Source organism: Bradyrhizobium sp. HKCCYLS3070 (genome assembly GCF_051167575.1).
Taxonomy (GTDB): Bacteria; Pseudomonadota; Alphaproteobacteria; order Rhizobiales; family Xanthobacteraceae; genus Bradyrhizobium.
Genome location: NZ_JBNPTI010000002.1, coordinates 105,321 through 117,950, shown reverse-complemented (window position 1 = coordinate 117,950; position 12,630 = coordinate 105,321). Strand labels below are relative to the sequence as shown.

10 protein-coding genes and 2 pseudogenes are annotated in these 12,630 nt (G+C 63.0%); 2 read left to right on the top strand and 10 right to left on the bottom strand.

The genetic code is table 11. The annotated features are described in order from the left end of the window. Together ACQR03_RS09280 and ACQR03_RS09275 are read right to left on the bottom strand one after the other, a co-directional pair. A complete protein-coding gene (locus ACQR03_RS09280) occupies window positions 1-1,137 on the bottom strand; it encodes an ABC transporter substrate-binding protein (protein ID WP_315706499.1) in 1,137 nt (378 codons plus the stop codon). Window positions 1,138-1,221: 84 nt separating this feature from the next. After that, complete coding sequence (locus ACQR03_RS09275; protein ID WP_315706500.1) at window positions 1,222-2,304, bottom strand: 2,3-butanediol dehydrogenase; 1,083 nt, start codon at window positions 2,302-2,304, stop codon at window positions 1,222-1,224. 135 nt (window positions 2,305-2,439) lie between these two features. Here ACQR03_RS09275 and ACQR03_RS09270 point away from each other — a divergent pair, with 135 nt between their 5' ends. Beyond that, on the top strand, window positions 2,440-3,507 hold the full coding sequence (locus ACQR03_RS09270; RefSeq protein ID WP_316179841.1) for a LysR family transcriptional regulator: 1,068 nt from the start codon (window positions 2,440-2,442) through the stop codon (window positions 3,505-3,507). A 279-nt stretch (window positions 3,508-3,786) separates the two neighbouring features. On the opposite strand, the gene ACQR03_RS09265 is transcribed toward ACQR03_RS09270, so the two are convergent. Then, a complete protein-coding gene (locus ACQR03_RS09265; protein ID WP_315706502.1) occupies window positions 3,787-5,613 on the bottom strand; it encodes a tannase/feruloyl esterase family alpha/beta hydrolase in 1,827 nt (608 codons plus the stop codon). A gap of 59 nt (window positions 5,614-5,672) precedes the next feature. Here ACQR03_RS09265 and ACQR03_RS09260 point away from each other — a divergent pair. Further along, window positions 5,673-5,801 (top strand): annotated as a pseudogene (locus ACQR03_RS09260) (hypothetical protein); the annotation flags it as partial. Here the strand turns inward: ACQR03_RS09260 and ACQR03_RS09255 are convergent. From ACQR03_RS09255 to ACQR03_RS09225, 7 genes and pseudogenes are all read right to left on the bottom strand, one after another. Further along, window positions 5,802-7,523, bottom strand: coding sequence for an FAD-dependent oxidoreductase (locus ACQR03_RS09255; RefSeq protein WP_315706503.1), 1,722 nt, complete (start codon window positions 7,521-7,523; stop codon window positions 5,802-5,804). 15 nt (window positions 7,524-7,538) lie between these two features. Next, window positions 7,539-8,354 (bottom strand): sugar phosphate isomerase/epimerase family protein, encoded by an 816-nt coding sequence (locus tag ACQR03_RS09250; protein ID WP_315706504.1) that lies wholly within the window; start codon window positions 8,352-8,354, stop codon window positions 7,539-7,541. Continuing rightward, a complete protein-coding gene (locus ACQR03_RS09245) occupies window positions 8,354-9,010 on the bottom strand; it encodes a hypothetical protein (RefSeq protein WP_315706505.1) in 657 nt (218 codons plus the stop codon). Before ACQR03_RS09245 ends, ACQR03_RS09250 begins: the two co-directional genes overlap by 1 nt. 13 nt (window positions 9,011-9,023) lie before the next feature. Then, window positions 9,024-9,518 carry a type II 3-dehydroquinate dehydratase gene (locus tag ACQR03_RS09240; RefSeq protein WP_315706506.1) on the bottom strand — a complete coding sequence of 165 codons (495 nt, stop codon included), beginning with the start codon at window positions 9,516-9,518 and terminating at the stop codon, window positions 9,024-9,026. 28 nt (window positions 9,519-9,546) lie between these two features. Further along, window positions 9,547-10,820: pseudogene (locus tag ACQR03_RS09235) on the bottom strand (TRAP transporter large permease). Window positions 10,821-10,875: 55 nt separating this feature from the next. Continuing rightward, on the bottom strand, window positions 10,876-11,385 hold the full coding sequence (locus ACQR03_RS09230; protein WP_315706507.1) for a TRAP transporter small permease: 510 nt from the start codon (window positions 11,383-11,385) through the stop codon (window positions 10,876-10,878). A 74-nt stretch (window positions 11,386-11,459) separates the two neighbouring features. Beyond that, window positions 11,460-12,479: a TRAP transporter substrate-binding protein gene (locus tag ACQR03_RS09225; RefSeq protein WP_315706508.1), complete on the bottom strand. Its 1,020-nt coding sequence runs from the start codon at window positions 12,477-12,479 to the stop codon at window positions 11,460-11,462. Window positions 12,480-12,630 lie beyond the last annotated feature (151 nt).

Genomic DNA, 12,630 nt, shown 5'->3' with positions numbered 1-12,630 from the left:
TCAGTGCGGATAGTCGATCTTGAACGTGCTCGGATTGTAGGTCGGGCCCATGCCGCCGGACACGAGCATGTCGTCGGGACCGTCGGGCACGATGTGCTGCTCCGCATACATGTCAGGCTTCGGAATGGAAGGCGTCTCGTCACCGTGGGTCAGAACGATATTGCTGTTGATGGTATAGACGCAGGGCACCGCGGCGCCGGACAGCACCTTGAGCGCGACGTCGAGCGCCGTGCCCATCATCGCGGGCGGATAGTCGATGTCGAGCAGCGGGAACTTGTTCTTGATAGCCATCTTCATCGGTCCGTTCATGTCGGCCGAGGTGATCGGCGGAATTTCGCTTCCCTTCCAGCCGGCATCGAGAAAGGCCTCGATCGCACCGGGCACCTGCAATCCGTGCGGCGAGAACACGGCATTGATGCTATGGCCGTACTTGGCGATCATGGCCTGCATCACCTGCTTGCCCTTCACCGGGCTCCAGTCGGAGTAGACGGTCTCCAGGATCTTGATACCGGGATAGGCCGAGAACACCTGCATCGCTGGTTTGACACGGTTCTCGTTCGGGCTGGAGCCGGCCTGGCCTCCGAGGATGATCACGTTGCCCTTGCCGTTCAGCTTCTCGACGATCCATTGCGCGAACAGGCGCCCCATCATCGCGTCGGACGCTGTGACGAAGGTGACGAAATTGTCAGAATCCACCCGGCGGTCCACCATCACGACGGGGATGCCGCGTTCGGTCGCCTGGGTGACGGCGGGATCGAGCGCCTGCGACGTGTTGGCGCTGACGATCAGGAGATCGACGCCGCGGGAGACCAGATCCTGGATGTCGGCGACCTGCTTGGCATCGTCATGGCCCGCATCGGTGATCAGCAGCTTCTTCACGACGTCGGCATGGTCGTGCGCAGCTTTCTGAAGCGAGTGCAGGCCAACCACGCGCCAGCTGTCGCCGAGGCCGGCATTGGAGAAGCCGATGGTGTAGGGCGGCGCCTTCTTGAACTTCGCGGTGTCGCGAATGCAGACGTCGAGCGCTGGATTGAACAGGAACGTGCGCGGCGCGCCGGAATATTCCGCCTGGACGGCAATTGGTGTCACCATGGCCAGGCAGGCCAGTGACAGGCAGCTCGCGATAGTCACTCTCATTGGTGTTCCTCCCCTTTGGTTTCACTGATCGTGGCGACTTGAGCGTCGCTCTGGACAATCAACCCTGGTCTTGCCTACGCCGCCTCACGACGGTGCCGCCAGCTGCGTCGACACGAGTATCTTCAGCTTGTCGTTGCTTGGCGCAGTGAGGACGTCGAAGCCTTTCGAGACCACGTCCTCGGCGCGGATACGGCCATCGATGATCTTCGAGATTGGCAGCTTGCCAGACTCGACCAGTCCGATGATGCGCGGCCACATCGTGATCGGGTAACACCAGGTTGCCTCGATGGTGATGTCCTTCAGGGCCCACAACATCGGATCGGTCGAGGCTTTGCCGACGTGCAGGCCGGCCTGCACCACGACACCGCGCCGCCGCACGGCTTCGACGCAGGTGTTCAATGCGCTTTCGTTACCGACGCATTCGATGGCGACGTCGACGCCGACATTCTCTTCGGTCTGCTCCTTGACGCGCGCGACCACGTCCGTCGTCTTGGGATCGTAGACGCCGGCGCAAATACCCCAGCTCTCGATCGTTCGACGCCGCGATGCGTTGGGCTCCGACACGTAGATCCTGGCGGCGCCGGCTGCGTGGGCGCACAGAATGGTCAGCGCGCCGATCGGGCCTGCACCTGCGATCAGCACGGTGCTGCCAGCCTGGACACCGCCGCGGTCGACCGCATAGAGCGCGACCGCCGCCGGCTCGATCATGGCGGCTTCCTCGTCGGTGATGGAGTCGGGCACTTTCGCCGCATTGTAGTCGTTGATGACGGCGAGATCGGACATGCCGCCCCAGGCCCAGCTGAGGCCGATGCAAGCCATCTTTTCGCTGAGATGGTTGAGACCCCGCCGGCTGTAATAGTCGTTCATCGGCATCATCAGCGGCTGCACCGAAATACGGTCGCCGCGCCGCACATGAGTGACGTCGCGCCCGACGTCCAGTACCTCGGCCGAGAACTCATGTCCCAGGATCTGCGGCAAGGTTGCTGCAGTGAACACGTGCGGCGACGCGGGCGTGACGATCGGCCCTGCAATGTATTCGTGGAGGTCCGTGCCGCAGATGCCGGTCCACAGCGGCTTCACCAGGAGCTGGCTGGCGCCCATCTCCTTGGGCTCATCGACGGTTTCGACACGGATGTCCTTCCGTCCGTAATAGCGAACAGCCTTCACGGTGCGCTTCCCCTTCTGCGCGGCAGGTTATTGGCCTCGCACTACCATGTTACCGGTTTGCATTGATCTGATTGAATGGGGAATTTTACTTCCCATGCTGGTGCAGCCAGTTTCAAAAAGGTTAGAATAGGCGCCTTGGAGCCACAATATCCGGTGATTTCCCTTCACTGGGGAACGTATTGCCCCAATGATCGGACCGTTCGTGGCGGATTTGAATGGCCGCGGCTGCAGCTCGGGGCTGTTTCAGGAGGCGCAATGGCTATCGACCGGATGAAGGACATCAGCGTGTTCGTCCATGTCGCCGAAGCCAAGAGCTTCACGGCAGCGGCCGAACGCATCGGCCTTTCGCGATCGGCAGTCGGCAAGAGCATCGTTCGGCTCGAGGACCGGCTCGGGGTCAGGCTGCTCCAGCGCACCACGCGAAGCGTCTCACTGACCGGAGAGGGAGCCGCCTTCCACGAGCGGTGCGTGAGGCTGCTCGCCGATCTCGACGAAGCGGAGATGGCGATGCTCAGTCACTCGCAGGCGCCGCGGGGGCGGTTGCGGCTGGATCTGCCCGTATCCTTCGGCCGGCTGCACGTGCTTCCGGTCCTCAATGAGTTCATTCGCAAATGGCCGGAGATATCCGTCAGCGCCTCCTTCGGCGATCGCTATGTCGATCTCATCGACGAGGGCGTGGATCTCGCGATCAGGATCGGCAGCAGCGAAGATTCTCGGCTGATGAATAGGTTTCTGGCGCGCCATCGCCTGGTGACCTGTGCGTCGCCGGCCTATCTTGCCGAGCGAGGAACGCCGAGAAACATCGACGCGTTGGCGCAGCATAGCTGCCTCGCCTTCGTGCACGGCGGGCGCTCCGTCGACTGGCGATTCAACGAGAACGGACAAGCTCGCGTGATCGCCATCAATGGGCGTTTCGTCGCGACCAACGCTGAAGCCTTGCGCGACGCGACGATTGCGGGTTTCGGCATCGCTCGGCTTGCCACATTCCTGGTCAGCGACGATCTGCGTGCAGGTCGGCTGGTGCCGATCCTCAAAGAGGTCGACGCCGATGGTGCACCCATTCGCGCCGTCTATCCTTCGAGCAGGCACTTGTCGCCGAAGGTGCGTACATTCATCGATGCGTTGATAGAGGCTTGGCGGCCGGAACCGCCCTGGGACAGCGCAGAGACTTCACTGCGCGGACGTCCGACTGAGAGCGACTGACCTGTTTCAACGTCCTTCGGCGGAAATTGCGTGCCGTTCGCGGACGAGGACTGCCAGCAGCGGGAGTACGAATCACGAAAAATCGTAGTTTGGCGCATGAGATAGTAGGATTGGTAGCGAAGTCCGCTGCCAATCCCAAACCAATGGTTCTTCATTCCTATTTTGACGACGGAGCTGCGACATGCAACGGTGAAAGAGTCAGGCTCTTCCAACGACAACTGAGACCGCCATCGCCTCTCGTCTGTCTCCCCTCTGTCGAGAATTTCTTGATTGTAGTGACTAGCGGCAGCTGAAGCTCGAAGGCTGCGTCGCAGGGCCGCGGCCATCCCACGTCGTCCGCTGCGGATAGACGCAGACCGGATAGCTCACGCTGCCATCGCGCGAGGTCAACGTGATCTCGCCCGGCGGCACTCCCTTCTCGACCCAATCCGTCAATGCGGAGAAGAACTGATCCTTGTCGCGGGTCGGCGTCTGGTTGGCATTGCCCGGCAGTTTCGGCAGCGGCACGGCGTCGTTCTTGCCGGTCACGGTGTACGAGCGGCCCTGCGAGGAATGCGCAGCCCCCGGGACCAGATACATCCGCATGAATTTTGAGACCTCGGCGTCGCCGCCCATCGCAGCAAGCACGCGCTCGTGATAATTGACGTTGCCGGCCGGCGGGATCGCATCATCCGCAAGGCCGCTCCATATGATCACCTTGCGGCCGAGATCGCGCAGCTTCGAGAGATCGGCCTTGTCGGTGATCAGATTGCTGAACAGCGTGGGCTGCAGTTCGACATTCTTGTCGACGCCAGCAGCGAAGGCGGCATAATCGAGCTCGAGCCAGCGGTTGCGCCTTGCGGTCGAGGTGTTGGTGATCGGAATGGCTGAGGTCGCGCTGGCATCAGCGGCGTAGCTGACGTCCTCCATGCCGAGCGCAAAATTGTCAGTCGACGGGCTCGTGATCTGCGTTGAGATCGACGTGCCCTTGGTAAAGGTCCACCACATCTGCTTCACGCCGAGCGCCTTGCCGCTGCGGGCTTCCGCCGTCTGAGCCGGATCGACGCTGCCATCGCGGGTCGCGCCGTACCAGATTTTGTTGAGCGCACCCGCTTCCTTCGAGCTCATGCAAGCTGCCTTGTCGGCGTTGCTTCCGGTGACGCCGTCGCTCGTTTCGCCCGTACAGAGCAGCACCGCGTCGCGGGCGGGATTGTAGTCGCAGGCGAAGGGATCAAGCAGGAAGCCGAGCCCGGCCTTGTCACAGGTTGCAACGGCGCGCTTGTTGGCAGCGTCGACCTTGGCGGCGAACGCGGCAGCCTCCGGCTTGTTGATGGCAGAGAAGCCGAGCTCGGTCTTCATCACGATCTGCGGATAGAGGCTGGTGGTGCCGAACCGCGCGATGTTCGGCGCAGGCTGCGCGATCATGTAGCCGTCATAGAGCTCTGGATATTCCTGCAGGATCTTCAGGCCCTGGCGGCCGCCCTGCGAGTGTCCATCGTAGTAGACGAATTTCGGCGCCTTGCCATAGTAGAGATTGACCAGCGCTTTGGTCTTGATCGCCTGCTCGACCATCGCCCGTACCGAGAAGTCGCGGAGGCCCTCGACGTTAACCTTGCCGTCAGAGAGGAAGGCGAACGAACCGTCCTGATACCACGGCTGGCCGGCATCCGTTGTGCCCGAAGCATAGCCGATATTGGCGTTGACAATTGCCGGCACCTTGCTCCCGATCTTGTCGGCGAAGCGATGGCCGCCGCCGACCCAGCCGCCACCGCCATAGTTACGGATGCGCTCGTTCCAGTTGGCCTGCGTCGGCAGCCAGACCTCGATGCCGATACCTTCTGAATAGGAGCGCGCGTTTTTGTCCTTCTCCGCTGTGACGCCGGGACCGACCAACAGCTTCACGAGGCAAAGATCGGCTGCCGCCGTGATCGGCTTCGGCGCATCGGGCGCCAAAAGCTCCTCACCCTTGTTGACCCGGCGGACCGCGATCACGGTCGTGATCTCGTCGGGATGGAAGGCGGCTTTGATGCCGTCGTCACAAGCCATCGGCTCGGCGAACGCCGATGTCACCTGGCAAGTCGCAGCCACCAGCAGCATTGCCCAAAAAATTCCTCGCGCGATCGGCATCAGTTCTCTCCTCTTGCTTATCGTTCTCTGTTGGCAGCCCGGGGCCGCCTTAGTCTACAATCGGTACCGTCAGCGGCTCATGGGTCTGTGCGGCGCAGCCGAGCCGCGACTCCGGGGGCGCCAACCCGGCGCCTGAACCCGAAGGCAAAATTGTCGCGAATCAGAATCGCCTGCGAACCTCCCGTTGGTCACTCAGACAGCCTCATTCGGTCAGCGAGCGTTCCTGCGCAATCGAGCGCGGCGCACCATGCAAAGACCATGGCGGGGCCGATCATCGTTCCAGGTCCGGGGTACATGCCGCGGAAAATGGAGGATGCATCGGTCCCGACGGCATACAGTCCGGGCAAGACCGTTCCGTTGCGTGACAACACTCTGGCGCGCTCATCCGTAAGTAGACCGCAACTGCTGGCGAGATCCGACGGCCACACGGCGACGGCATAATAGCGCCCCTGACCGATCCGCCGCAGACATGGGTTCGGCTTGGTCTCCGGATCGCCATTGAACCGGTTCAACGCGCTGGACCCTCGGCCGAAGTCTTCGTCGATCCCGCTGTCCGCGTAGCGATTATACTGCTCGACCGTTGCCGCAAGCTGCCCGGCGTCGACGCCGATCCTTCGCGCCAGCTGCTCGATCGTCTCCGCCTCGACCAGATAGCTGGCTTGCACGAACGCCTTCAGGTTTCGCGTCCCCGGACGAACGAGCCCAATGCCGAAATCCTTGATGAACGTCGCATCGCAGATCAGGAAGGCCGGACTTGAAGACGGCGCGTTCGATCGCAGCATCGCGGCGACGAAGTCATGATAGGAATCGGCCTCGTTCACGAAACGGCGGCCTGACCTGTTCACGGCCAGCAATCCAGGCTTGGCGCGATCGAGCATGATGTGCGGGAAGATCGACACATGACCGTCGGCCTGCGTCATCACCGAACTCGGCATCCACAACGCCGGACTGTCGAGGTCTCGGGCGATCGCTGCACTGACGCGCTCCGCCGCCAGGATGCCATCGCCGGTGTTCGAGGTGGGCGCGAGCGAAAGTCGACGCGCCGGCTCGGGGAATAGACGCTCTCTTAGCTCACGGCTCCAGCCGATGCCTCCGCTCGCCAGCACGACGCCCTTGCGGGCCCTTATCCTGAGCTCTCCGCCAGGAGACGAAAGAACCGCACCCATGATGTGATCCCCCTCGCAAACGAGATCGCGAAGTTCGGTCTCGAAGCGCAGGTCGACGGCGACGCGGCGGAGGCTGTCGAGGAGCCTCGCGACGAGCGCGTTTCCCATGACCAGGCGCGTTCCGCGCGTGTGGCTGATCCGGTCCATCGCATGCCGGGCGAGCAGACCCAGGACATGCCTAAGACTGCTCCAGCTGCGGAATGGCGCCAGCAGCGCCGGGATGTCCGCCTTGCTCACCATCATGCCGCCGAGCACCATGAACTCCCGACGCGGCGGCCTGACACGGGCAAAATCCGGTCCGAGCTTTCGGCCCTCGAACGGCATGGCCGTGAGCGCGCGTCCGCCGATCGCAGCGCCCGGAAGCTGCTTGTAGTCGGGGTGGATCGGAGGCGCCGCAAATCGAACGCTCGTCTTCTGCTCGAGATCATCAAGCACGACCCACCCTGCCCGAAGGAACATGTCGACGCGGCGGTCGGCGGCGTGCTCGCCGAGCATTGCAGCGAGATAGGTGCGCGCGGCCTCGACCGTATCAGGCGTCCCCGCAAGGCGGCCCTGCCGGTTGCCCGGGATCCACACCGTGCCGGCGGAGGTTGCGGTGGTGCCGCCCACCATGTCCGACTTCTCGCACAGGACGACGTCGAGCCCTTCGAGCGCGCCCACCAGCGCGGCCGTCATGCCGGCAGCGCCGGTACCGACGACCAGCAGATCGGTCTCAACGTCCCACGGGCGATCGTTGTGCGCCATCACCAGCCTCTTCCGTCACAGCGCCTGCGCCTTTTCGACCACGGCCCTGCCCGCTGCAAGGGCGCGCCGCGCCCGCGTTTCAGCATCGACGGTCTTCGCCAGCACAACGGTCGGCACCTCGATGCTGATGGTCAGGCAGTCCGGCATCGCCCGCGTGAGACCGACGAGATCGATGCCGCCCTCGCCCGGGAACATGCGCTCCTCGCGCGCGGCATGGATCATTTGCTCAGTCGTCGCGGGGCGCTCGGCCGGACCGTCGCAGAGCTGCCAATAGTGCAGCCGATCGGCCGGGATGGAGCGGAGATCCGCGAGCTTGCTTCGCGATCGATCGAAATGCAGCGCATCCACCAGAATGCCGGCCGCGGGATGGTCGACATCGTCAACGATCCGCATCGCGGTTGTCAGATCAGGAACGCTGGTCCAGGGCATGAATTCCAGATCGGCGGTCAGACCGAACGCAGCAGCCGCCTCGCAAAACTGCCGATAACGATCGGAGAACCGCGCCAGGTCGGGGTCATAGCCGGCGACAAGGATGTGCCTGGCGCCGAGGCGTGCGCCTGTCTCGAAGAACGGCATGAACGACGCGACGCTCGTCTCAGGTCTGAAGGCGACGACCTCGAGATCGGCAACGGTTACACCCGTCGACTGCAACTGCTGGAGCGTCGTACGCAGGAGCGCGGCGTCATCCATCAGGCGATAGGCCAGTCCACCGGGCACGGCCGGCAGCAGCCTGAGGCCGACCTTGTCGTAGCCGCAGCGGGCCGCCAGATCGATCATCTCGGGCGGCGCCAAGTCGAGCACGGTCAGCGCAGCGAGCGAAAAGGTCGCCATCAGCAAGCATCCGCGATGCGTGCGTCGAGCGCAAACATGCCCTGATAGAAGTCAGGCTCGCTGGCTCCCTCCATGACATCGGATGCAAGTGTCCGCGCCTGCCGCAAGGCCCTCTGCAACGAAGCGTCATCGAGCGCCTCGATCAACAGAAGCCCCGAGAAGAAGCCCTCGTGCTTCCGCATGCCCTTTTCAGCGGTCGGTACGGATGTCCGCGGCGCGTCGGTCGCCCCGATCTGCACGGCAGCGATCCCGTCGCAGCCAACGAGCGCGGTGGCCAGCCGTTGCGGGTCGGCGGGCAATTTGTCGATCCGCAGCGCCACGATCGTGGCGCCCTCGCCCCGCCCGGCGCGCGCGACGATCACACCGCCGCCACGCATGAAATTGCCGAGCTTCGGCATGATGCGCTGCGACCACGGGGTGGGCGCGTTGAGCCGCGCCAGATAGTCCTTGCCGTCGAGGACCTCGGGCGTTTCGAGCTCGTACAGGATGAAGAAGCGGTTGACGTCGCTGCGCACGGCACGAAACACACGCGACGCCAGGAAGCCCCGCGTCGTCACGCGCTCGGTGGTGTGCTCGCGCGTCAGCCAATGCCGGTAGTCGGTCAGATCATGCGCCTCGACGTCGCTCCAGATGGCGAGAAACCCTGTTCCGCGCATGCTTGTCTCCTGATTACATCTTGCCGGTTAGCGCAAGCCCGTGCAGGGCCGGCGGAATCGTTTCAGGCAATTGCCCGAGCCGCTGGACGACCGCCAGGATCGCAGCGAGATAGCCGTAAGCGCCAAGTCCGCAAATCACCGCTGTGCAGGCCCGCGAGGTGATCGAATGGCGGTGCAGCTCGTCCCGCGCATGGATGTTGGAGATGTGCAGCTCGATCTTCACCCCATCGAAGATGTTCAGCGCATCGATCAGCGCGACCGATGTGAAAGAATAGCCTGCCGGATTGATGATGATCGCATCCGCCTGGCCGTGAGCGGATTGGATCAGACCAACGAGCTCGCCTTCCATGTTCGACTGGTGGAACGAGACGGATACGCCGAGTTGGTCCGCGAGCGCGTGGCAGCTGTCCTCGATCTGCTTCAGCGTCGTCGAGCCGTAGATGTCGGGCTCCCGAATGCCGAGAAAATTGAGATTGGGTCCATTCAAGATCACGATCCGTGCGGCCATGTTCGACTCCTTTGCCAACGCAGCCCGATCAGCCGCCGAACCATCGCGCCGGCACCGTCACCAGGCCGGGAAACAGGACCATCGCGAACAGGACGATCAGCTGCGCGATCATGAAGGGCCAGACCCCCTTGATGATGTCTTCCATGCTGATCTTGGACACGCCGCAGACGACGTTAAGCACGATGCCGACCGGCGGCGTGATCAGGCCGATGGAGTTGTTGATGATGAACAGCACGCCGAAATAGACGGGGTCGATATTTGCCGCCTTGATGATTGGCATCAGGATCGGCGTCAGGATCAGGATGGTGGGCGTCATGTCGAGCGCCGTGCCCACGATCACGACGACCACCATGATCGCGAGCATCAGGATGGTGTTGTTGCTCATGAACGGCTTCAGGAGATCGACGACCTGGTTGGAGATCTCAGACACCGTGATCAGCCAGGACGACACCAAGGCCGCAGCGACCAGGAACATGACGACGCTCGTGGTCACGGCCGACGAGACCAGGACCGCGTAGATCTCGGACCATTTCAGCTCGCGATAGATGCACGTCGCGACGAACATCGAATAGACGGCGACGACGACGCCGGCCTCGGTTGGCGTGAAGATCCCGAAGCGCAGGCCGACGATGATGATGGCGGGGAGCATGAGTGCCCAGAAGCCGTCGGTGATCGCATGCCACACCTCGCGGCGCGCGGCGGCGGCGACAGGTTTTCCTTGCGCACCACCCAGTACCAGGCGGCGCAAAGGCCCAATCCCAGGAAAAGGCCGGGCACGATGCCGGCAAGGAACAGCTTCGAGATCGAGACGTTGGCGGCCACGCCGAAGATCACGAATCCGATGCTGGGCGGAATCACCGGGCCAATCACGCCGCCGGCCGCCACGAGACCCGCCGCATAGGTCTTCTTGTGTCCCGCCGCCACCATCATCGGCACCAGCAGCGCCGCCAGCGCGGCGGCGTCGGCCGCCGCCGACCCCGACAATGACGACAGGATGCAGGCGGCCAGGATCGTGACGTAGCCCAGGCCGCCCCGGAAATGCCCCACCGCCACGAGTGCGACATTGACGATGCGCTTGGCCAGTCCGCCCTTGTTCATGATCTCGCCCGCGAGCATGAAGAACGGGATGGCCATCAGCGGAAAACTGTCGGCGCCGTTGATGACGTTCTGGGCGACGATCTGGGGATCGAACATGTCAATGGTGCTCATCAGGGCGACGCCGCAGATGAGGAGCGCAAAGGCGATCGGCATGCCCAGCGCCATGGCGCCCAGCAGAGAGACGGTGAAGACGACGATCGTCATGGCATGATCCGGGTGACGCGGAGAGAGTGAGAGGGCGCGAAGACGATCGAGGCCATCACTGCTCCTCCGATTCCCTGACCGCCACCATGTCCTCCTCGCTCGCCTGCCCGCTGATCACCCGGTACAGGTCGTAGAGAAGGATAATTGCGGCCGACACACCGAAGATCACGCCGACGGCGTAGAAGATGGCCATCGACAGACCGGTCGCCGGCGCGCGGTCGTCGATGTTGATGAGGGTCTGACGCCAGCTGCCGGAGAGCAGCAGCCAATCGGCGAACAGCATCAGGCCGTAGTTGATGAGGAAGCAGATGCGCTTGCCGGAGGCCGGCAGCTTCCGCACCAGGCTGTCGACGCCGAGATGGGCGTGCTCGCGCAGCGCGACGATGGCTCCGAGGAAGGTCAGCCACACCAGCAGCCAGCGCGACAGCTCCTCGGACACCGTGATGCCGGAGTTGAAGCCATAGCGCAGCACTACGTTGCCGAAGACCAGCACCACCATGGCCGCGAGACACGCGGCAATGACGGCTTTCAGAAACGAGCAATAGAGGTCGAGAAACTGCGCCATGCGTCAGGTCCGAGCAGATGTGGGACGTGAGCCGGCATGGGCCGGCTCCGCCGCCTATCGTGATGGAGAGGCGATTACTTTACGTCCTTGCGGATGCGCTCGACTTCCTCGTTGAACAGCTTCACCGTCTCGGGCCGAAGATTGGCCGAGACCTTGTCCACGACCGGTTGAACCGCCTTGCGCATGCGCTCGGTCTCCTCGGGAGCGATCGCATTGTACTGCATGCCCTTGGCCTGCAATTCCGCCAGCGCCTTTTCGGTCTGGAGGCGCGTCTGCTCCTTCTGATAGTTGCGGCTTTCCTCATAGGCCTCGCGCATCAGGCGCTGCTCGGTCGGCGACAACTTGTCCCAGAACGTCTTGCTCACCAGGATGATGTTGAGGGTGAAGGTGTGGTTGGTGGCCGAGACGTACTTCTGCACCTCGTAGAACTTGTTGGAGAGGATGACGGTGTAGGGATTCTCCTGCCCGTCGACGGTGCGAGTCTCCAGCGCCGAATACAATTCGCCGAACGCCATCGGGACGGGATTGGCCTTGAAAGCGCTGAAACTCTCCAGATAGACCGGGTTCGGAATGACGCGCAGCTTCAGGCCGGCGAAGTCCTCGACCTTGGTGATCGGCCGGGTGCTGTTGGTGACGTTGCGGAAGCCAAGGCCCCAATAACCGAGGCCGATCAGGTTCTTCGACGGCAGGCCCTCAAGCATGGCCTTGCCGAATTTGCCGGTCGCGAGCGCATCGGCCTGCTCGGTCGTGTTGAACAGGAACGGGAAATCGATCAGGCCGAACTCGGGCACGACGGTCGCAAGCGACGTGGTCGAGGCCGACAGCATCTCCTGAGTGCCGCCGCGCAGCGCGGATTGCTGCTGCAATTCGTTGCCGAGCTGCGAGGCCGCGAACTCGCGGACCCTCATCTTACCCCCGCTCTTGGCCAGCAGGATCTCTCCGAACTTCTGCACGCCGAAGCTGACGGGGTGATCGGTGTTGTTCAGGTGCCCCCACCGGATCGTCCGCTCCTGAATGTCATCGGCGGCAGATGCGCCGACCGTCAGCGCCACCGAGATCGCGGCGGCAGACAGCGCCCGTGCGAACAAGCTCATCGTGTCCTCCCTGGTTTCTTCGGGGCACGCGGCGGGTTGAGCGCTTATTTTCCGTACCCTCTGTTTATCGAGAAAACACACATCAATATCGATGTCAAACGACAATCATAATTTCATATGAGATTTCAATGGACATCAGATGCCGCGACTC